Origin of the sequence: Amycolatopsis sp. H20-H5 (assembly GCF_035828755.1) — a bacterium.
In the GTDB taxonomy this organism is placed as follows: domain Bacteria; phylum Actinomycetota; class Actinomycetes; order Mycobacteriales; family Pseudonocardiaceae; genus Amycolatopsis.
Genome location: NZ_JAYMZS010000018.1, coordinates 78,744 through 98,656 on the forward strand (window position 1 = coordinate 78,744; position 19,913 = coordinate 98,656).

The 19,913-nt window shown below is 69.7% G+C and carries 22 protein-coding genes and 1 pseudogene; 12 read left to right on the forward strand and 11 right to left on the reverse strand.

Annotated elements, in window-relative coordinates; genetic code table 11:
- Positions 1-2 precede the first annotated feature (2 nt).
- The gene (locus QMK34_RS13750) at positions 3-1,472 is read right to left on the reverse strand and encodes a PucR family transcriptional regulator (RefSeq protein ID WP_326414281.1); all 1,470 of its coding nucleotides are present in this window, start codon (positions 1,470-1,472) and stop codon (positions 3-5) included.
- 124 nt (positions 1,473-1,596) lie between these two features.
- On the opposite strand from QMK34_RS13750, the gene QMK34_RS13755 reads away from it, so the two are divergent.
- The 7 genes from QMK34_RS13755 to QMK34_RS13785 all read left to right on the forward strand — a co-directional run bounded on the left by QMK34_RS13755 (position 1,597) and on the right by QMK34_RS13785 (position 9,017).
- Positions 1,597-2,469: an FAD binding domain-containing protein gene (locus tag QMK34_RS13755; RefSeq protein ID WP_326414282.1), complete on the forward strand. Its 873-nt coding sequence runs from the start codon at positions 1,597-1,599 to the stop codon at positions 2,467-2,469.
- Positions 2,460-2,930, forward strand: a complete 471-nt coding sequence (locus tag QMK34_RS13760) for a (2Fe-2S)-binding protein (protein ID WP_326414283.1) — start codon at positions 2,460-2,462, stop codon at positions 2,928-2,930. Before QMK34_RS13755 ends, QMK34_RS13760 begins: the two co-directional genes overlap by 10 nt.
- Complete coding sequence (locus tag QMK34_RS13765; RefSeq protein WP_326414284.1) at positions 2,927-4,270, forward strand: 8-oxoguanine deaminase; 1,344 nt, start codon at positions 2,927-2,929, stop codon at positions 4,268-4,270. The genes QMK34_RS13760 and QMK34_RS13765 overlap by 4 nt, the downstream gene beginning before the upstream one ends.
- On the forward strand, positions 4,270-6,555 hold the full coding sequence (pucD, locus tag QMK34_RS13770) for a xanthine dehydrogenase subunit D (RefSeq protein ID WP_326414285.1): 2,286 nt from the start codon (positions 4,270-4,272) through the stop codon (positions 6,553-6,555). The genes QMK34_RS13765 and pucD overlap by 1 nt, the downstream gene beginning before the upstream one ends.
- A gap of 124 nt (positions 6,556-6,679) precedes the next feature.
- Positions 6,680-7,174 (forward strand): nucleoside deaminase, encoded by a 495-nt coding sequence (locus tag QMK34_RS13775; protein ID WP_326414286.1) that lies wholly within the window; start codon positions 6,680-6,682, stop codon positions 7,172-7,174.
- A gap of 38 nt (positions 7,175-7,212) precedes the next feature.
- Positions 7,213-8,655 carry an NCS2 family permease gene (locus QMK34_RS13780; RefSeq protein ID WP_326414287.1) on the forward strand — a complete coding sequence of 481 codons (1,443 nt, stop codon included), beginning with the start codon at positions 7,213-7,215 and terminating at the stop codon, positions 8,653-8,655.
- Complete coding sequence (locus tag QMK34_RS13785; RefSeq protein WP_326414288.1) at positions 8,646-9,017, forward strand: allophanate hydrolase-related protein; 372 nt, start codon at positions 8,646-8,648, stop codon at positions 9,015-9,017. Before QMK34_RS13780 ends, QMK34_RS13785 begins: the two co-directional genes overlap by 10 nt.
- Before the next feature lie 59 nt (positions 9,018-9,076).
- Here QMK34_RS13785 and QMK34_RS13790 read toward each other — a convergent pair whose 3' ends face one another.
- The 3 genes from QMK34_RS13790 to QMK34_RS13800 all read right to left on the reverse strand — a co-directional run bounded on the left by QMK34_RS13790 (position 9,077) and on the right by QMK34_RS13800 (position 10,962).
- Positions 9,077-9,745 (reverse strand): hypothetical protein, encoded by a 669-nt coding sequence (locus tag QMK34_RS13790; RefSeq protein WP_326414289.1) that lies wholly within the window; start codon positions 9,743-9,745, stop codon positions 9,077-9,079.
- Between the two features lie 157 nt (positions 9,746-9,902).
- Positions 9,903-10,334 (reverse strand): SRPBCC family protein, encoded by a 432-nt coding sequence (locus QMK34_RS13795; RefSeq protein WP_326414290.1) that lies wholly within the window; start codon positions 10,332-10,334, stop codon positions 9,903-9,905.
- Between the two features lie 31 nt (positions 10,335-10,365).
- Positions 10,366-10,962 carry a TetR/AcrR family transcriptional regulator gene (locus tag QMK34_RS13800; RefSeq protein WP_442785147.1) on the reverse strand — a complete coding sequence of 199 codons (597 nt, stop codon included), beginning with the start codon at positions 10,960-10,962 and terminating at the stop codon, positions 10,366-10,368.
- An 83-nt stretch (positions 10,963-11,045) separates the two neighbouring features.
- Here QMK34_RS13800 and QMK34_RS13805 point away from each other — a divergent pair, with 83 nt between their 5' ends.
- Entirely contained in the window at positions 11,046-11,903 is an 858-nt protein-coding gene (locus QMK34_RS13805) for an alpha/beta fold hydrolase (protein WP_326414291.1), read from the forward strand.
- On the opposite strand, the pseudogene QMK34_RS13810 reads toward QMK34_RS13805, so the two are convergent.
- From QMK34_RS13810 to QMK34_RS13830, 5 genes and pseudogenes are all read right to left on the reverse strand, one after another.
- Positions 11,854-13,187, reverse strand: a pseudogene (locus QMK34_RS13810) (nucleobase:cation symporter-2 family protein). The gene QMK34_RS13805 and the pseudogene QMK34_RS13810 sit on opposite strands and share 50 nt — an antisense overlap.
- Before the next feature lie 28 nt (positions 13,188-13,215).
- On the reverse strand, positions 13,216-14,106 hold the full coding sequence (gene pucL, locus QMK34_RS13815) for a factor-independent urate hydroxylase (protein ID WP_326414292.1): 891 nt from the start codon (positions 14,104-14,106) through the stop codon (positions 13,216-13,218).
- A 6-nt stretch (positions 14,107-14,112) separates the two neighbouring features.
- Positions 14,113-14,439, reverse strand: a complete 327-nt coding sequence (uraH, locus tag QMK34_RS13820) for a hydroxyisourate hydrolase (RefSeq protein WP_326414293.1) — start codon at positions 14,437-14,439, stop codon at positions 14,113-14,115.
- Complete coding sequence (gene uraD, locus QMK34_RS13825; protein WP_326414294.1) at positions 14,436-14,927, reverse strand: 2-oxo-4-hydroxy-4-carboxy-5-ureidoimidazoline decarboxylase; 492 nt, start codon at positions 14,925-14,927, stop codon at positions 14,436-14,438. Before uraD ends, uraH begins: the two co-directional genes overlap by 4 nt.
- Positions 14,928-15,021: 94 nt before the next feature.
- Complete coding sequence (locus tag QMK34_RS13830) at positions 15,022-15,498, reverse strand: helix-turn-helix domain-containing protein (protein WP_326414295.1); 477 nt, start codon at positions 15,496-15,498, stop codon at positions 15,022-15,024.
- Between the two features lie 127 nt (positions 15,499-15,625).
- Between QMK34_RS13830 and allB the strand changes: the two genes are divergently transcribed.
- Together allB and alc are read left to right on the forward strand one after the other, a co-directional pair.
- Positions 15,626-16,954 (forward strand): allantoinase AllB, encoded by a 1,329-nt coding sequence (gene allB, locus QMK34_RS13835; protein WP_326414296.1) that lies wholly within the window; start codon positions 15,626-15,628, stop codon positions 16,952-16,954.
- A 3-nt stretch (positions 16,955-16,957) separates the two neighbouring features.
- The gene (alc, locus tag QMK34_RS13840) at positions 16,958-17,965 is read left to right on the forward strand and encodes an allantoicase (protein WP_326414297.1); all 1,008 of its coding nucleotides are present in this window, start codon (positions 16,958-16,960) and stop codon (positions 17,963-17,965) included.
- A 53-nt stretch (positions 17,966-18,018) separates the two neighbouring features.
- Here alc and QMK34_RS13845 read toward each other — a convergent pair whose 3' ends face one another.
- Complete coding sequence (locus QMK34_RS13845) at positions 18,019-18,657, reverse strand: TetR/AcrR family transcriptional regulator (protein ID WP_326414299.1); 639 nt, start codon at positions 18,655-18,657, stop codon at positions 18,019-18,021.
- 72 nt (positions 18,658-18,729) lie between these two features.
- Between QMK34_RS13845 and QMK34_RS13850 the strand changes: the two genes are divergently transcribed.
- Both QMK34_RS13850 and QMK34_RS13855 read left to right on the forward strand, forming a co-directional pair.
- Complete coding sequence (locus tag QMK34_RS13850) at positions 18,730-19,137, forward strand: RidA family protein (protein ID WP_326414301.1); 408 nt, start codon at positions 18,730-18,732, stop codon at positions 19,135-19,137.
- A 254-nt stretch (positions 19,138-19,391) separates the two neighbouring features.
- Positions 19,392-19,718 carry a hypothetical protein gene (locus QMK34_RS13855; RefSeq protein WP_326414302.1) on the forward strand — a complete coding sequence of 109 codons (327 nt, stop codon included), beginning with the start codon at positions 19,392-19,394 and terminating at the stop codon, positions 19,716-19,718.
- Here QMK34_RS13855 and QMK34_RS13860 read toward each other — a convergent pair.
- The gene (locus QMK34_RS13860) at positions 19,715-19,885 is read right to left on the reverse strand and encodes a hypothetical protein (RefSeq protein WP_326414303.1); all 171 of its coding nucleotides are present in this window, start codon (positions 19,883-19,885) and stop codon (positions 19,715-19,717) included. The two genes, QMK34_RS13855 and QMK34_RS13860, sit on opposite strands and share 4 nt — an antisense overlap.
- Between the last annotated feature and the right edge of the window lie 28 nt (positions 19,886-19,913).

Sequence of the window (19,913 nt, forward strand, 5' to 3'; positions counted from 1 at the left end):
GATCAATCACTCTCGGCCAGAAGGGCGAGGTAGACGTCCAGTTGCTCGGTGAACTCGGTGAGGTCCGCGCCGAGCAGTTCGCTCGCCCGGCCGATGCGATACCGCAGGGTGTTCACGTGGACGTGCAGCGCCCGCGCGGCCCTGGTCGGGGAGCCGGAACAGCCGAGGAAGGTCCGCAGGGTGTGGACGAGCTCGGTGTTCTGCTCGGCGTCATAGGCCAGCAGCGGGCCGAGCACCCGCTCACGCAGCGCCGCGCGGAACTCGTCCGAAGCACCGGCGAGCAGGAGCCGGTGGACGCCGATCTCCCCGGCGGGCACCACGGCCACCGGCCCTGGGCGAGCCGCCGCCACGGCCAGCGCGTGCCGCGCGATCTCCTTGGCACCACGCAGGCCGGTGACCGTCGTGGGGTCGCTGAAGCTCAGCAGCACCCGGGGCGCCGACAGCATTGGTTCCACTGTGGACAGTGCTGCCGCCGCCCGCCGGGCCCAGTCGTCTGGCCAGTCGCCGTTGTCCTCGACGACGGCGTAGGTGTCCTCGCCAGGCTCGCCGAGCAGGACCCGGCTCGGGTGGTTCGCCAGCAGTTCGGCCAGGACGTCGCCGCTCTCGCGTGTCCCTTCGGTGCGCGCGAGGAGGAACCGGACCGAGCCGGACAGACCTGTCGCGGCGAAGGTGTCTCGGGGATCGCCGCCCTCTTCGAGCACGGCGAGCAGCGGTTCGACGGCCCGGTCGGTCACGCGGCGCACCTGCTCGGCGCGCGCCCTGGCCACGCCGATGAGCCCGGCCAGTTCGTCGACGACCTCGCCCTGCGCCGTGGTGAGCCGCGTCGCCACCGCCACGAACCACGGCACCGCCGGGCGGCCGCCCACCGGCGACAGCGACAACCCGGCTACCTCCGTCGGCCTGCCGCGCGCCGCGACGAACCGCCGCGCGAGCTCGTCCGCCCGCTCCGGGAGCGGGTCGGGGCCCGCCACCACCCGGCCGGTCGTGGACAGCACCCAGCCGGGGACGCGGAGCTCGGTCGTCGCCCGGTCGAGCAGCGACTCCGGCGATTCGTCGTCGGCGGCCGCGGACAGCAAACGTTTGCGCGCGGTGCCCGAGGACGACGCCAGCGCCAGGACCACCCGTTCGATGACCACCGCGAACGACAGGTCCGTGGGCACCTCGAGCAGGGGGATGTCATGGCGGACGCAGGCGTCGATCAGGTCCTGCGGGATGCCGCCGGAGTCCGCGCCGGACGCCGCCAGCGCGGACGCGCCCGCACTGGCGAGCTGGGCGACGAACGAATCGGCGTCGCCGGGTTGGTGCCACCACAGCAGCCCGCTCAGCACGAGCTCGCCCGCCGACAGGTAGCGGCCGGGGTCGGGCAGCTCCGTGACGTAGATCCGGGTCACCGGCCGGTCGAGCCGGGCGGTCCCGGTGCGCGGACGCAAGCGCAATCCGGGCAGGGCGAGCAGAGTTTTCACGGTTGTCATGACTGTTGTAGGAAAGCACAAACAGATGGCTTTCCGCACGGTCAGGTTCGTACTTCGGCACCGTTGCCGTGTGCCACGCCCCTGGCGTCTACTGGGGCACTGCCGCAATCGAAGGAGCCAGAGAGTGGATTTCCTGCGCCCCAGCACGCTCGGCGAGGCGCTCGCGTGGAAGGCCGAACGGCCCGAAGCCGTGCCCATCGCCGGGGGTACCGATGTCATGGTCGAGCTCAATTTCGACCATCGTCGACCGGCCGCCCTGCTCGACCTGACGCGGATCGCCGAGCTCACCGAATGGTCGGCCGCCGAGGGCACGGTCCGGCTCGGTGCCGGGGTCCCGTACGTCCGGGTGATCGCTGAGCTGGGTGAAAAAGTGCCCGCGCTGGCGATGGCTTCGCGCACGGTCGGCTCGCCGCAGATCCGCAACCGGGGCACGGTCGGGGGCAACCTCGGCGCCGCGTCGCCCGCCGGGGACACCCACCCGGTGGTGCTCGCCCTCGACGGCGAGATCGAGATCGCTTCGGTCCGCGGGGTGCGGACGATCCCGGCGGAGGAGTTCTACCTCGGCGTCAAGCGCAACGCCCTCGAGCCCGACGAGCTGATCACGGCCGTGCACCTGCCTGAGCACGCGGGCCCGCAGCAGTTCGCCAAGGTCGGCACGCGCAACGCCATGGTGATCGCGGTGTGCTCGTTCGCGATCGCGCTGCGGCCCGAGTACCAAGGGGTCGGCGCCGTCGTCGGCTCGGCCGCGCCCACCCCGCGCCACGCCCGCGACGCCGAGGCGTACCTCGCCGCCGAGCTGCCCTGGGCCACGCGCGCGCCGATCGCGGACTCCGTCAAACGTCGTTTCGGTGAGCTCGTCGCCCATGCGACGTCGCCGATCGACGACGTCCGCGGCAGCGCGGCCTACCGCCAACACGCGCTGTCCGTGCTGGCGCGCCGTACGTTGACCTGGGCCTGGACCGACTTTCAGCAGGAGAGTGAGCGCTCGTGCGCCTGAACGTGAAGATCAACGGCGAGGACCGCCAGGCCGACGACGTCTGGGAGGGCGAAAGCCTGCTCTACGTCCTGCGTGAGCGGCTCGGCCTCCCGGGCTCGAAGAACGCTTGTGAGCAGGGCGAGTGCGGCTCCTGCACGGTGTATCTCGACCAGGTGCCGGTGTGTTCGTGCCTGGTCGCGGCCGGGCAGGCCGAGGGCCGCGAGGTGCGGACCGTCGAAGGACTCGCGAACGGCGAAATCCTGGACCCCGTGCAGCAGTCGTTCGTCGACGCCGGTGCGGTCCAGTGCGGGTTCTGCACGCCAGGGCTGGTCGTCGCGGCGCACGACCTGCTCAACCGCGTCCCCGAGCCCGCCGACGAGGAGATCCGCGAGGCGCTCGCCGGGAACCTGTGCCGCTGTACCGGTTACGAGAAAATCCTCGACGCCGTCCGCCTCGCCGCGAGCCGGGGTGCGAGCGCATGAGGACCGTCATCGAGAACGCCGCCATCGCGACCGTCGACGCCGCCGGGACCGAGCACGCGTCCGGCCACGTCGTCGTCGAGGACGGGGTGATCACCGCTGTCGGCTCCGGGCCCGCACCCGGTGACGCCGACGAGCGTGTCGACGCGCGCAACTGCCTGGTGACGCCGGGCCTGATCAACACGCATCACCACCTCTACCAATGGGCGACGCGCGGACTGGCCGCCGACCACACCCTGTTCGAGTGGCTCGTCGAGCTGTACCCGATCTGGGGACGGCTGAACGCCGGGATCACCCACGCCGCCGCGACGGCCGGGCTGGCGCGCCTCGCGACGACCGGGTGCACGACGGTCGCCGACCACCACTACGTCTTCCCCCGCGAAGGCGGCGACCAGGTCGAGGCGCTCGTCTCGGCGCGTGAACGTGTCGGCGTCCGGCTGCACATCGTGCGTGGGTCGATGGACCGCGGGGTGTCGCAAGGCGGCCTGCCGCCGGACAACCTGGTCGAGGAGACCGAGGCCGCGCTGCTGGGCACCGAGGCCGCGATCGACAAGCACCACGACGCCTCGCGGGGCGCGCACGTCCAGATCGCGGCGGGGCCTTGTTCACCCTTTTCGGTGAGCGAGCCGCTGATGACCGGGGCCGCGGAACTGGCGCGCCGCAAGGGCGTCCGGCTGCACACGCACCTGGCCGAGACGCTGGACGAGGAACGCCAGTGCCTGGCCGAGGTCGGCTGCACCCCGGCCGAGTACGCCGACAAGCTCGGCTGGCTCGGCGACGACGTCTGGCTCGCCCACACCATCCACCTGTCGGGTGACGCCATCCGGCGGCTCGGCGCGACCGGCACCGGCTCGGCGCACTGCCCGACGTCCAACGGCCGCATCGGCGCGGGCATCGCCCCGGTACGGCAGCTGCTCGACGCGGGCGCGCCGGTCGGCCTCGGCGTCGACGGGGCCGCGTCCAACGAGCGCGGCGGACTCGGCGAGGAGTTGCACCAGGCGTTGCTCCAGGCCCGTCAGCGCGGCGGACCCCGGGCGCTGACCACCCGCGAGGCGTTGTACCTGGGCACGATGGGCGGCGCCCGGTGCCTCGGCCGGGAGTCGGAAATCGGCTCGATCGAGGTCGGGAAGCTCGCCGACCTGGCCGTCTGGAACCTCCGCGGGCTGAGCTACGCGGGCATCACCGACCCGGTCGCGGCACTCGTGCTCGGCGCGGTCCCGCCGCTGGCCCGGCTGTTCGTCGGCGGCGAGACCGTCGTCAGCGAAGGCGTGCTGCTCCGCTCTGAGGAAGACGTGATCGCCCGTGAACTTTCCGTCGCCGGCGCGAAACTGAGGGAGGCGTAGTGACTTCCACCCACCAGGACACCGTCACCGGTTCGGTGAACGGCGTCGGCGCGAGCCCGCAGCGGCCCGACGGCACGATCAAGGTCAAGGGCGAGTTCGCGTATTCCTCGGACCTTTGGCACGAGGACATGATCTGGGGCTCGACGCTGCGCAGCCCGCATCCGTACGCGCGGATCACCGGCATCGACCTGACGGACGCCCTCAAGGTGCCAGGCGTCTACGCCGTCCTGACCCACGAGGACGTCCCGGGGGTGAACCGGTACGGCCTGGAACACGCCGACCAGCCGGTGCTCGCCGACCACATCGTGCGCTACCAGGGTGAACCGGTGGCGCTCGTCGCGGCCGACCACCCCGAGACGGCCACCCGCGCGATGAAGCGGATCAAGGTCACCTACGAGGTAATCCAGCCGGTGACGGACTCGGAGAAGGCCGTCGCGGGCGATGGCGCGAAGCTGCATCCTGGCGGGAACGTCGTGCGGCACGTCAAGATCCGGCACGGTTCGCAGGAGATGGCCGCCGACGTCGTGGTGTCCGGGGTCTACGAGGTCGGCATGCAGGACCAGGCCTTCCTCGGCCCGGAGTCCGGCATGGCCGTGCCCGACACGGAAGGCGGCGTCGATCTGTACGTCGCCACCCAGTGGCTCCACGTCGACCAGCAGCAGATCGTCACCGCTTTGGGGCTGCCCAAGGAAAAGGTGCGCCTGACGCTGGGAGGCGTCGGCGGTGCGTTCGGCGGCCGGGAGGACCTGTCGATCCAGGTCCACGCGTGTTTGCTGGCGCTGCACACCGGCAAGCCGGTCAAGATGGTCTACAACCGTGAAGAGTCCTTCTACGGTCACGTGCACCGCCATCCGGCGAAGATGTACTACGAGCACGGCGCCGACCGCGACGGCAAGCTCCGCTACGTCAAGGCGCGGTTGTTCCTCGACGGCGGCGCGTACGCGTCCTCGACCGGCGCGGTGGTCGCGAACGCAGCCACCCTGGGCGTCGGTCCATACAATGTGGACAGTGCTTCGGTCGATTGCTGGGGCACGTACACGAACAACCCGCCGTGCGGCGCGATGCGTGGCTTCGGCGCGGTGCAGGCGGGGTTCGCCTACGAGTCCCAAATGGACAAACTCGCCGAGGCGTGCGGGCTCGATCCGGTGGACGTCCGGATCCGCAACGCGATGAGCGAGGGCAGCGTGATGCCGACCGGGCAGGTCGTCGACTCCGCCGCGCCGGTCGCCGAACTGCTGGAACGCTTGCGGGCCAAGCCGTTGCCCGCCGAACGCGGTGAGCTCGACCTGCGCCGGATGCCCGGTGGCGTCTCGAACACCACCCACGGCGAGGGCGTCGTCCGCGGCGTCGGGTATGCCGTGGGCATCAAGAACGTCTGTTTCTCCGAGGGCTTCGACGACTACTCGACCGCGCGCGTGCGGCTGCAGGTGGTCGGCGGCGAACCCGCCGCGACCGTGCACACCGCGGCGTGCGAAGTCGGTCAGGGCCTGGTGACGATCATGCAGCAGATCGTCCGGACCGAACTGGGCATCGAGCAGGTGACGATCCTGCCGATGGACACCTCGATCGGCAACGGCGGCTCGACCTCGGCGTCACGCCAGACCTACGTCACCGGTGGTGCCGTGCAGGCCGCGTGTGTGGCCGTGCGCCAGGGTTTGCTGTCCCATGCGGCGGCCAGGCTGGGTACGAGCGGGCAGCTCAGCGTGACCGGCGGCAAGGTCGTCGCCGGTGACGGCGGGGTGCTCGCGGACCTCGTCGACGTGCTCGACGGCGAGCAGTTCGACGAGACCGTCGAGTGGCGTCACCGGCCGACCACCGCGCTCGACCCCGAGACCGGGCAGGGCTTCGCCCACGTCCAGTACGGGTTCGCCGCGCACCGCGCGGTGGTGGACGTCGACGTCGAACTGGGCCTGGTCAAGGTCGTCGCACTCGACTGCGCGCAGGACGTCGGCAAGGCGCTCAACCCGCAGGCCGTGCTCGGCCAGATCCAGGGCGGCTCGGCGCAGGGGCTCGGCCTCGCCGTGATGGAGGAGATCCAGACCGTCGACGGCAAGATCCGCAATCCCTCGTTCACCGACTACCTCATCCCGACCGTGCTCGACATGCCGCCGATGAGCATCGACGTCCTCGAGCGCGCCGACCCGCACGCGCCCTACGGCCTGCGCGGCGTCGGCGAACCGCCGACGATTTCGTCCACCCCGGCCATCGTGGCCGCGATCAGAGCGGCCACCGGCCTCGCCCTGCCCCGCTGCCCCGTCCGCCCCGAGCACCTGACCGGTACGTAAACGTGCAACACCCGTGTCCGAATCGCCGTCACGCGTGTCTGGATTGCCGTCTCGCGTGACGGCAATCCAGACACGGGTGACGGCATTCCGATCACGACGTGACTGACAAGCTAGGAGACCTTTCGTGGGGACACCTCTGTCCTTTTTGGAGTCCGACGAGCGTAACTGGCTCGCCGAGGCCGTCGCGCTGGCGACGGCGAACGTCGGCGAGGGCGGTGGGCCGTTCGGTGCGGTGATCGTCCGCGCGGGCGAGATCATCGCGACCGGGACCAACCAGGTGACGCCGTCGCTCGACCCGACCGCGCACGCCGAGGTGGTCGCCATCCGGGCGGCCTGCCAGGTGATCGGCGACTACAAGCTCGAAGGCTGTGTGCTCGTTTCCTCGTGCGAGCCTTGCCCGCTGTGCCTCTCGGCGGCGTTGTGGGCGCGCGTGGATCGCGTGCTGTACGCCGCTGATCGTGACGACGCGGCCGAGGCCGGGTTCGACGATCGCGAGTTCTACGACCTCTTCTCCCGTCCGCGGGACACCTGGCCACTACCCGTCGGCCAGCTGTCCACTTCGGACTCTTTCACTCCCTTTCAGGCATGGCTGTCGAAACCCGACAAGCGCGCCTACTGATTCTTGGTCGAGCCCCCACAATGCTGTGGAGCCCCCTCATGACCCAGCTTCGTACTGACCGTCCCCACCACCCCGAACCCTTGCCCCGCAAAGAATCCGCAGTCGATCGCTTCTTCCGGATCTCGCGGCGCGGCAGCACCGTCGGCCGCGAGGTCCGCGGCGGGATCACCACTTTCGTCGCGATGTGCTACATCGTGCTGCTCAACCCGCTCATCCTCGGCGCGTCGGCGGACATCACCGGCGCGCGGCTGACCACCGAGCAGGTGACGACGGCGACCGCGCTGGCCGCGGGCATCACCACCATCCTGATGGGTCTGGTCGGCAACGCGCCGCTCGCGCTCGCGGCGGGCCTCGGCGTCAACGGGGTGGTCGCGTTCCAGATGGCCCCGGCGATGACCTGGGCGCAGGCGTTCGGGCTCGTCGTGCTCGAAGGCGTGTGCATCGTGCTGATGGCCGTCTCCGGGGTCCGGGAACGGATCATCAACGCCATCCCGGCGCCGCTCAAGGTCGCGATCACCGTCGGGATCGGGCTCTACATCGCGCTCGTCGGCCTGGTCAGCGCCGGTTTCGTGACCAGGACCCCGGACGCGGCGCACTCGACCGTCCCGGTCCGGATGGGTCTCGGCGGGCACCTCACCGGCTGGCCGATCGTCATCTTCTGCCTGGGGCTGCTGCTGATGATCGTGCTGGTCAGCCGCGGGGTGCCGGGCGCGGTGCTGATCAGCATCCTGACCGCGACCGTGCTGGCAGTGGCCGTCGACGCGGTGTTCCGCGTCGACAGCTGGGGCCTGGTCGAGCCCAAGGTGCCCGACCACATCGTCGCGAGTCCGGACTTCAGCCTGCTCGGGCACATAGACCTGTTCGGCGGCTTCGCCTCGGCAGGGGCCGTCACCGCCGCGGTGTTCCTGTTCACCCTGGTGCTGTCCGGGTTCTTCGACGCCATGGGCACGATCACCAGCGTGTCCGAGGAGGCCGGGCTGGTGAAGGACGGCAAGGTCGAGGGCATGGGCCGGATCCTGCTGGTCGACGGCGTCGGCGCGTTCGCGGGCGGGATCACCGGCTCGGCGCCGAACACGGTGTTCCTGGAGTCCGCCGCCGGAGTCGGCGAGGGCGCCAGGACCGGCCTGGCGAGCATCATCACCGGCGGACTGTTCACCGCGACGCTGTTCCTGACGCCCCTGGCAGCCGTCGTCCCGGCGCAGGCCGCGGCGCCCGCGCTGGTGGTCATCGGCGGGATGATGATGGCCCAGTGCCGCCGGATTCCCTGGCAGGAACTCGATTTCGCGATCCCGGTGTTCCTGACGATCGCGCTCATCCCGTTCACCTACTCGATCACCAACGGCATCGGCGCGGGCCTCATCGCGTACGTCCTGATCCGCGTCGGCAAGGGCAAGATCCGCGAGGTCGGCTGGCTGCTCGGGATCCTCGCCGCGGTGTTCGCCGTCTACTTCGGGATCGAAGGGATCACCTCATGGTTCTGATGTTCCTCAACGGCGGCGGCATGCGCGGCGGCCCACTGCACTCGCAACTCCAAGGCGCGCCGCTGCTTTGTCACGCCCGCTCGGCGCCGAAGTACCGCTACTACTCGGTCGACGACCGTTTCCCGGCGATGCACGCGGTCCCCGCGGGCGGCGGCTCCGTCGTCGGCGAGCTGTACGACCTGCCGTTGACCGTCCTGCGCGACCACCTGGTCCCCGCGGAACCCCCGGAGCTGGAGCTCGGCGTCATCGAACTCGAACACGGCGCGTCCTGCCTGGCCACGGTCCTCCGCGAGTCCTTTTTGGACGACCCCCGCCTCCAGGACATCACCGTCCTCGGCTCCTGGCGCGCCCACCTCGCTTGATTGCCCCTGAAGGCCACCATCACGGCGTAAAACGCCGTGATGGTGGCCTTCAGGGGACGTCAGCGGACGAAGGTGGGCTTGCTGGTGGCGGAGTGGACGAAGTCCGGGGTGCCGGGGTAGAAGGCACGCCAGACGCCGGGGGCGGGGTGGCCGGTGGACGACGAGAACGCGAACGTGGTGCCGTTCCACGCGGCCTCGATCGTGGTCGCGGTGGTCCAGCAGCCGGAGCCGGACAGGTACTGGATTCGCACGGGGATCGGCGACGGCGTGAAGCCGGGGAAGTCGATCGTGCCCGTGGTGGCGACCTTGCCCGCGGTGTCGCGAGCGGCGGTGAACGAGGTGATCTTCGCGGGCTGCAGGACGACGATGTTCGCCGTGTCGGCGCTGGAAGCCGCGAGCACGGCGTCGGCCGGGAGGTAGTCGGCGTGGTAGTGCCCGGAGCGGATCGGGGTCACGGTGGCGCGGTAGCGGCCGTTGGCGTCGGTGACCGGCGCGACGCCTGCCTCGCCGCAGAAGTCGTCGTTGCAGAACGACAGTGGCACCTGAGCGCCTGCGATCGGCGTCGTCCCTGGGGCTTTGGTGAGCCTGCCGGTGATGGTCACCGCCATGCCCGCGTCGATCCTGGTGCTGCCTGCCTGTGCGGTGAGCTGGGTGGTGATGGTGTCGGCGTGCGCGGGCAGCGCGCCGAGTGTGAGCAGGGCGGTTACGGCTAGCGCGAGTTTCGTCATGGCGTGGCGCATGTTCTCCCCAAGGCTGGGTGACTCTGGCCTCGGCTAGGTCGGCCACGCGGGACAGTCCGTTTCGGACTCGAGCCGGGATTCTCGCCGCGTTCAGTACTCAGCCGTCGGTGCTTCACACCCCGGTTGTCGGGGGCAGCCAAGTGGCCTAACGGACGCGCTCGTCGAACTGTGCCAGCACCTCCGGCCACGCGTCCCGATGTCCGTCGCGCGACGACTCGGTGGGGAAGCCGTGGTGGGCCAGGCGGACGTGTGTTCCGTCGCCTTCCGGGGTCAGCTCGACGGTGACGACGGTTTCCGCGCCGCCGGTGCCGGAAGTCAGCCAGGTCAGCTCGACCAGCGTGGCCGGTTCAAGCCGCAGGAACCGGCCGTAGTGCGGGTGACGCGTGCCCTCGAACTCGGTCTGGAAGAAGAACGGGACGTCGACCTCGGGGCGCATCAGGACCGAGTCCGGCGCGGCGAACCACCGGCCGAATTCCTGGGTCCAGGCGCGGTAGACCGCGGACGGGGACGCCATGACCGTCCGTTCGACGGTCAGCCCGTGCGGGCGCGAGGACAGCTCCGGTGGGCAGAAGGTCATGCTCTATATAACCACCAAGGCATATAAGGAGTCAATCGCCCGGGTTTCCGCGAGCGGCTTCGGCCAGCAGGTTTCGCGCGACGGCGGCGCAGGCGGCGCCCGCGACGGCGAGCGGTTCGGTGTCGCGCAGCGAGCGGCTCAGGATGAAGGCGCCTTCGAGGCTGGTGACGATGGTCAGGGTCAACGTCCTGGCAGCCGCCTCGCCGAGCCCGAAGTCGCTGAGCTTCGCGGTGCCCGCGACGGTCCACGCGGTGAAGACGTCGGCGGTGGCCTTGCGTAGCTGTTCGTTGGTGCTCGCGACCTCGAGGGCGACCGTCGCGATCGGGCAGGCGTCGGCGAAGTCCGTCTCGCGCAGGGTGACCGCGGCGCCGGCGAAGGCGGCCTCGATGCCGCTGACCAGGTCCGTGTCCGGCGTGAAGAAAATGTCGAACAGCTCGATATACATCAGCCCGGACGTGCGGATGACCTCCTCGCCGAGCTGTTCCTTGCCGCCGGGGAAGAAGTGGTAAAGCGAGCCGAACGGTGCGTTGGCAGCGGTGACGATCTGTTTCAGGCCGGTGCCGGTGTAGCCGTTGCGGCGGAAGAGTTCCGCGCTCGCCGCCATGATGCGGTCCTTGGTGCCTGCCACGTCACTCCTCGCTCACCCGTTGCCCGGTCCTGCCATCCTAGGCTACCGTCACGCTAGAGCGATCTATCAAATCGGAGTGAACGATGTCGGAGCTCCAGCTGTCCGCCGGGCCGATCGAGTACGAGGACACCGGCGGTGACGGGCCGGTCCTGGTGCTGCTCCACGGCCTCACCATCGACAGTTCGGTCTGGCGCGAGGTGGTCCCCGGCCTGCGCGCGGACTACCGCTGCATCACGCCGACGTGGCCGCTCGGCGCGCACCGGAAACCCCTGCGCCCGGACGCGGACCTCTCCCTCAAGGGTCTCGCGCTGCTCGTCGGTGAGTTCCTCGAGCGGCTCGACCTGCGCGACGTCACGCTGGTGCTCAACGACTGGGGCGGCGGCCAGATCCTGCTGTCCGAAGGTCGAGCGGACCGCGTCGGCAGGCTCGTCCTCGCTGCCGTGGAGGCGTTCGACAACTATCCGCCGGGCATTCCCGGCCGGGCGATCGGGCTCGCCTGCCGCGTTCCCGGCGGACTCCGGCTGTTGCTGAACCTGTTGCGGTTCAAGGCTTTCCGGCGTGGCCCGGCTTCGTGGGGCTGGATGAGCAAGCGGCCGGTGCCCACCGAGGTGATGGATGGCTGGTTCCGGCCCGCGACGACCTCGGCCGAGATCCGGCGAGACCTGGTCAAGTACGTCACCTCGGTGCCGCCGAAGGACGTCCTGCTCGACTGGGCCGAGCGCACGCGGTCCTTCGAACGTCCCGTGCTCGTCGTCTGGGCCAAGGAGGACAAGCTCATGCCACGCGAGCATGGCCGCCGCCTCGCCGAGCTGTTCCCCGCCGGGCAACTGGTCGAGGTCGACGACAGCTACACCTTGATTCCCGAGGACCAGCCCCGCGAGTTCGTCCGCTTCATCCGGGAGTTCGTTCCCGCGGCGCACGTTCCCCGAAAATCAGGTTGAGGACCACCGCGGCGATGCAGCCGGCGCTGATCCCGGAGTTCAGCACGGTCTGCGCCGCCGCCGGGAAGCCCGCGTAGAAATCCGGCGCGGCGATCGGGATCAGCCCGATGCCCAGCGACGCGGCCACGATCGTCACGTTCGCCGGACGCTCGAACGAGGCTTTCGCCAGCGTCCGCACGCCGCTCACCGCGACGCTGCCGAACAGCACCAGCCCCGCGCCGCCGAGCACGGGCTGCGGCACCAGCGCGATGATGCCGCCGGTCACCGGGAAGACGCCGAGCAGAACCAGCACCACACCGCTCGCGGCGACGACGTACCGGCTGACCATCCGGGTGAGCGACACCAGGCCGATGTTCTGCGCGAACGCCGTGCACGCGAACCCGCCGAACACCGTGCTCACGGCCGTCGCGAGGCCGTCGGCACGCAGCCCGTCGGCCAGCGTCGGCGCGGTGGTGGGCTTTTCGACGATCTCACCGAGCGCCAGCATGTCGGCGGTGCTCTCCGCCATCACCACCAGCATGACGATGGCCATCGAGACGATCGCCGCGACGTCGAACGCGGGCGCGCCGAAGTGGAACGGCGTGGTGATGCCGAAGATCGGTGCCTGCGAGAGCGTCGACGCGTCGACCTCCCCGAGCGGCCAGGCCACGAGCGTCCCGGCGACGAGCCCCAGCAGCAGCGCGATCCGGCTCCAGAAGCCGGACAGGAACCGGTTGAACGCCAGCACCGCGATCAGCGTGACGCCCGCGAGCAGCAGCCCCGACGGTTTCGCCGACGGCTGTTGCACCGAGACCCACTTGATCGCCACCGGCAGCAGCGACACCCCGATCAGCGTGATCACCGTGCCGGTCACGACCGGTGGAAAGAACCGTGTGAGCCGCGAGAAGAACGGTGCCGCCAGCACCACCAGCGCGCCGCCGACGAGGGTCGCGCCGTAGACGATCCCGAGCGCGTTGCCGCCCTGGTGCTGGTTGATGATCGACAGGATCGGGGCCACGCTGGCGAACGTCACGCCGTTGACCAGCGGCAATCGTGCGCCGAACCGCCACACGCCCAACGTCTGGAGCAGCGTCGCCAGCCCGGCCGTGAACAGGCTGGCGCTGATCAGCAGGCTGAGCTGGCCAGGGGAGAGCCCGGCGGCCGCGCCGATGATCGCGGCGGCGCGACCACGCCCGCGTACATCGCGGCTACATGCTGGATCCCGCCGATGACCAGGTGCGGCAACGGCGGGCGGCGGTCGACGGGGTGGACCTCGGTCGCGGGCCGGGTGCTGGTGGCGGTCATGCGGACTCCCGGAGCTGGTGGCGGGCGGTCAGAAGGCGGCGAGGGTGTGCCAGGCGAGACCCGCGTCCTCGGCGTCGTCGCGCAGGACCGTGCCCTCGATCAGGCCGTACGGCCGGTCCGCGGCGTAGAAGACCTCGTTGTCGTTCTTCAGCCCGAACGGGCTCAGGTCGACGAGGAAGTGGTGCTTGTTCGGCAGCGAAAGCCGGACCTCCGCGACCTCCGGCCGGGCTTCGAGCACGGCCTCGCCCATGGCGTAAAGGCTCTGCTGCAAGGAAAGACTGTGCTTCGTCGCGAACGTCTCCAGCAGGATGCGCCGGACTTCGGCGTGGCTGGCCGTCCAGTCGATCCCGTCGCCTTGGTAGCGCCAGCGCGCTGTCACGGCCGTCGCGAGGATGCGGTCGTCGGTCTCCGGCAGCGTTGTGTACTTCTCGCGCGGGAAGCCGTGGAACTCCGAGCCCGTGGACTTCAGCACGACGAGGTCGTCGAGCCCCGACACGACCCATGCCCTGTCGTCCTGCACGGTGACGGCTGTGGTGCGCTTTTCGTTGCCCGCCTTGGAGAACGCGTGGTCGTGCGGCTTCCCGTCGACGGCGATGCGGTCCCAGCCGTGCTCCTCGATCAGGACGCGGGCGCCGGAGATGTGGCTGAACGAGCCGACGAAATGGCGGCCGAGCCGCAGTGCGAAGTCCTCGATCTCGCCGACCGGGCTCTCCTTGGCGAACGCGTAGACCGTGTTCTTCTGCGTGTCGGTGGCCACGACGTCCGAGTTGTCGCCGGTCAGGTGCGTCGCGGCCAGTTCTCCGCGCAGCGAGGTCGAGACGGTGAGGTCCTTGACGTGGTGCACGGGACCGGATCGGTTCACCGTGACGAGGCGGACCTCGGCCTTGCCGTACTGATTGGGACCCAGGGTGATGCCCACGGGCGATCAGCTCCCTCGATAGGTGGAATAGGCGAATGGGCTGAGCAGCAGCGGCACGTGGTGGTGCGCGGCGCCGTCGAGAATCCGGAAGGCCAGCGTGACCTCCGGGAAGAACGCGTCCTGGCCCAGGTAGGCGGCGGTTTCGAAGGTGAGCCGGTAGACGCCGGGCTCGAGCGTTTCCGGGCCGAGTTCCCGGATGCGGCCGTCGTCGTCAGTCCGGCCCTCGGCGACGGGCCGCCACTCGAGCCCGTCCTTCACTTCGAACCAGACGGCGATGCCCGTCGCGGGCTTGCCGGTGGCGGTGTCGAGCACGTGGGTGGTCACGAGGCTCATGCGGTCACTGCTTTCTGTAGCCGGAGTACGGCGATCTTCGCGAGTTCCCGGCCCGCGACGGCGAGTTCGGTTCCGGGGTCATTGTCCAAACGGGACCGGAGATCGGCGAGGAGTTCTTCGCCGCTGCGCCCGCTGGCGCAGACCAGGTACACGTGCCCGAACCGGGTTTCGTAGTCGATGTTGGCGTCGGCGAATTCCCGCGCCGCGGCTTCGTCCACACCGGACTGTTCGGAGCGTGACCAGCCCGCGCCGGTGCCGCTCCCGCTCGCCTTTTCGCCGATCCGAGGGTGGGCGGCGATTGCGGCGGCGATCTCGCCCGGCAGCAGTGGTGACGCGCTCTCGGCCGCGCCGACCAGAGCGGACAGTTCGGCGTACGGACGTCCGAGCAGGACGACCTCCCCCCACCGCGGGACGGCAAGGCAGGCGTGCAGGAGCGGCCGGAGCTCGTCCGGATTCGCGATGTTGAACTCGGCGAGCGCTAGCGGCACGGGGTCTCCTCGTAGCCGGCGGGAGGATGTGCGAGCGACGGTACGGCGAGGCCGCCATGTCGTCAACACTTTGTTGAATTTGCAGAGTGTTGAATTAGGCGTCCCGGTTGAGGTAGTTGTAGACGGTGAACCGGGTGACGCCGAGTGCGTCGGCCACGGTCGGGACGGCTTTCCGTTGCGTGAAGGCCCCGCGCTCCTTGAGCAGCCGCACCGCGCGCTGCTTGGCGGGCCGGTCCAGGGTGGCGAGTTCGCCGCCGAGTTCGCGCTCGACCTCGGCGAGGAGCCGGGTGAGCGCGCTGTTGAGTTCCACGGAAGGGGCCGGTGGGGTGACGCCGTCGAGCTGACGCAGCTGGAGGGTCACCCGGGTCGCGCCGCTTGCCAGCGCCGCGCGGGCGATCGCGGGAATGGCGTCGAGAATGGTGTCGGCTTCGCCGTGAACGAGCGTGCCGAGGGGGCCGAAGTCGGCGTCCAGTCCCGCCTCGCGGGCCGTTTCACAGGCGCGGACGGCGTGGTCCGGCGGCGGCCCTTCGCCCTGGAACGGCTCGCTGGTGAACTCGGCTTCAAGCTGCACCCGCCGAACGTATCCCGGCACGGGCCCGTTGACGAGTTCGCCGTCTTGGCGTTAACTCGTATCGTGAAATCTACCTTCCGCAATACGAAATTTGCGTGAGTTGACCGCGCCAGGAAGGGTGAAGCGCATGGAACTCGTGTTCAAGGCCGCCCGCGCGGTGACCGCGGCCGGGGAAGTACCCGCGACGGTCGGCGTCGACGGCGGCCGGATCGTCGCGGTCGAGCCGTTCGACGCGGAACTCGCCGGTGACACCGTCATCGAACTCGGCCAGGACGTCGTGCTGCTGCCCGGATTGGTGGACACGCACGTCCACGTCAACGACCCGGGCCGGGCCGAGTGGGAGGGCTTCGGCAGCGCGACCCGTGCGGCTGCGGCCGGTGGGGTGACCACGATCGTGGACATGCCGCTGAACAGCCTGCCGCCGACGGTCGACGTCGCCGCGCTGGAGGTCAAGCGCAAGACGGCCGAGGGGCGGGTGCACGTCGACGTCGGTTTCTGGGGCGGCGCGATTCCCGGAAACCTCGCCGACCTGCGCGAGCTGCACGAGGCAGGGGTGTTCGGGTTCAAGAGCTTCCTGCTGCACTCCGGCGTCGACGAGTTCCCGCCGCTCGACCCGGCCGGGCTCGAGGCCGCCATGCGCGAGCTACAGGGTTTCGGCGCGATGATCATCGTCCACGCGGAGGACTCCGACGCGATCGAGCAGGCGCCCGACCCGCACGGCGAAAAGTACGACGACTTCCTGCGCTCACGGCCGCGCGGCGCGGAGAACGTGGCGATCGCGCAGGTCATCGAGCTGGCCCGGCAGACCGGCGTCCGCGCGCACATCCTGCACCTGTCCTCCTCGGACGCGCTGCCGATGGTCGCGAGCGCGCGACGCGACGGCGTCTCGCTGACGGCCGAGACCTGCCCGCACTACCTGAGTTTCACCGCCGAGGAGATCCGCGACGGCGCGACGCAGTTCAAGTGCTGCCCGCCGATCCGCGAGGCGGCCAACCGAGAGCTGCTGTGGCAGGGCCTCGCCGACGGCGTCATCGACTGCGTCGTCAGTGACCATTCGCCGTGCACGCCCGAGCTGAAACGCTTTGACAGTGGCGATTTCGGCCTGGCCTGGGGTGGGATCGCCGGGCTGCAGGTCGGCCTGCCCGCGGTGTGGACGAACGCGCGGCAACGCGGGTTCGCACTGACCGACGTCGTCCGCTGGATGGCCGAGCGCCCGGCCGCGCAGGCCGGGATGCGGCGTAAGGGTCACATCCAGACGGGCTATGACGCGGACTTCTGTGTGTTCGCCCCGGAAGACGCGTTCGTCGTCGACGTCGCGAAGCTGAAGCACCGCAACCCGGTGAGCGCCTACAACGGGCGTCCGCTCGCGGGTGTCGTGCGGAGCACCTGGTTGCGGGGCAAGGAGATCACCGGCGACGAGCCGACCGGCGTCCTGCTGACGCGCGGAAACTGCTGACAGATGGAGGAGAGCGTGTCCGACCGTCCTGAATGGACAACCCTGCCCGACCTGGCCTCGCGCAAGTTCGGCGGCACCGTCATGTGGGCGACGGACGAGTTGTTCGCGGAGAAGGAGAACCTGATCAACACCTGGACGCCCGCGCACCGCGCGGAGACGTTCGGGCCGAAGGGGCAGGTGTACGACGGCTGGGAGACCCGGCGGCGGCGCGAGAAGGGCGACGACCAGGCCGTCCTGCGGCTCGGCCTGCCCGGCACGGTCACGGGTGTTGTCGTGGACACGGCGTTCTTCAAGGGAAACTACCCGCCACACGTCTCGGTCGAGGCCGTCGCCGTCGAGGGTTACCCGAACGCGGCCGAGCTCGCCGACGCGAAATGGGAGGTACTGGTCGACGGGGCCGCGGTCGCCGGGCACACCGAGAACTTCTTCGAGATCAACGGAAACCGGCGCTACACGCACGTCCGCCTCACCATGCACCCCGACGGCGGCGTCGCCCGGCTGCGCGTGCACGGCCAGTCGATCGCCGATCCGGCGATGCTGGACCTCGGCGCGCTCGACCTGGCCGCGCTGGAGAACGGCGCGGTGTGCACGGGGTGCAGCGACATGTTCTATTCCTCGCCGAACAACATGCTCTCCCCGGGCCTCGCGGCGCACCAGGCCGAGGGCTGGGAGACCGCGCGTCGTCGCGACGACGGCAACGACTGGGTGACCTTGCGCCTCGCGGGCGCCGGGACGATCCGCTTCGCGGAACTGGACACCAGCAACCTCAAGGGAAACTCGCCTGGCTGGGCGTCACTGCGGGGGCTCGCCGGGGACGACTGGGTCGAGCTGCTGCCCAAGACGCGGCTTCAGCCGGACACCCGGCACCGCTTCGTGCTGACGTCCGCTCCCGAGGTGACTGACGTCCGGCTGGACATCTACCCGGACGGCGGAATGGCGCGGCTCCGGCTGTTCGGCGCGCTCACCGAGGCCGGGCGTGCGCACCTGGAGTCCCGCTTCCGCGACTCCTGACGGTCCCTGAAGGCCACCATGACGGCGTTAAACGCCGTTGCGTGGGGGCGCCATCAAGAGTGGCCTTCAGGGACATTCGGAACGGGCAGGTCGGTCCAGCCGTTCGCGACGGAGAGACGGCACGCCGCGGGGTCGTCGCCCGTGGCGATGAACAGGGCCGTCAGCAGGGGGACGCCGTTGGCGAGCGTCGCGCGCGGCAGAGGACCGTTGGCGACCAGGGAGACCAGCCCGTGGGCGACGGTCCAGCTCTGGGTCGCCAGTTCCAGCGGGTCGGTGCCGTCCGGGAAGCGGCCAGCCTGCCTGCCTCGCTCGGCGGCCTGGACCAGGTATTCCAGGGTCGCGTCCGCGGCCTTGAGGTCTTCGAGGTCGAAGTTCGCGTCGAACATGACCCGGTACAGGTCGGTGTGCTCCAGCGCGTTGCCGAGATAGGCGGCGATCAGCGCCGTCAGATCCCGGACCGGGTCCTCGGACGTGACCACCGTCGCGAACCTGGCCGCCAGACGGGTGAAGCCCTCCTGGCGCAGGCCCTTCCAAACTCCGTTCATGTCACCGAAGTAGGTGTAAACGGCCATCGTCGACACGCCTGTCCCGGCCACCAGCGAGCGCAGGGTGATGGGCTCGCGGGTGCGGAGCAGGTGTGCGGCCCGCTCGATGAGCAGAGTGCGGACCGCTGGATCCTTCGACCTCGCCATGGCCCCAGACTATATAGCATTGCAATGCTATAGTTTAGGGACCGAGTCCCCTTTCCTGAGCGAGGAGTCAGCATGGCCATCACCCTGATCAACCCCGACGGGTTGCCGAAGGTCGACCTCTATCGGCAGGTTTCGGTTGCCACCGGATCGAGGCTGGTGTTCATCGCCGGTCAGGTCGCCGTCGACGCCGACGGCGGCAAGGTCGGCGAAGGCGACTTCGCCGCTCAGGTCGAGCAGTGCTACCTCAACCTCGGCACCGCGCTGGCCGCGGTCGGCGGCTCGTTCGACGACGTGGTGAAACTGACCGTCTACCTCGTCGACTGGACGCCAGACAAGATGCCCCTGTTCGTGGAAGGGGTCGCTCGTGCCGCGGCGAAGCTGGGCGTCAGCCCGATGCCGCCGCTCACCGGGATAGGCGTCGTCACCTTGGCTGAGCCCGGCCTCATGGTCGAAGTCGAGGCCACCGCGGTCCTCGACTGACTGCCCAACGCGTGACGAATTGTCGGTGGTGCCGCCTAGGCTCGAGCCGTGGCTGACATGTCCGGTTGCGTGGCCTTCGCGGCCGGAAGCAAGGTCCTTCTGTGTCCCACCGAAACCCGGCATCCCTCAAGGTCCGGGTCGAGTGAGGGACCTGACGGACGATGGACGCAGGTGTCCGTCAGCTGAAACGCGGCGAGCGGAATTCACCGGATTCAGCGATGTCCTGTCGAACATATGATCGATAGAATGGCGGTATGTCCACTGACAGATCCACCTCGTCCTATCGCGGGCGGCTCGCGAAGTTGCGGTCCATCCAGGCCCAGATCGCGCAGGCTCGTGTCCAGGAACTGCGGGTGCTCGCGCAAATCGCCGCCCGTGACCAACCTCGTGCGGAGCTGGTCTCCCTGGTCGCGCAGCAGCTGTCGGTCACCCGGCGGCAGGCAGGCGCGCTGATGGATCTCGGCACCGCGGTGAGCCGCGGAGAGATCGACGCCGATGCGGCCGTCAAGGCTTACGAGCCGCTGCTGGAGTTGTCCGAAGACCTTGAAAGGGGGGCCGAGGATGGGGTGACTGGCCTTTAGGCCTCGCGCTTGTTGAGCACGGCTGAGGCGATGGCGAGGACACAGCCCACACCGAAGATCGCGGAGAGCCACCACTGGCCGTCGCGCGAAATGTTCCACACCACCGCGGCCGCCATCAGCACGGCCATGAGGATGTTGCGGAACTGCAGGGGTGTCGGCTTCGCCATGCCTTCAGCCTCTCACGCACAGCTCAGA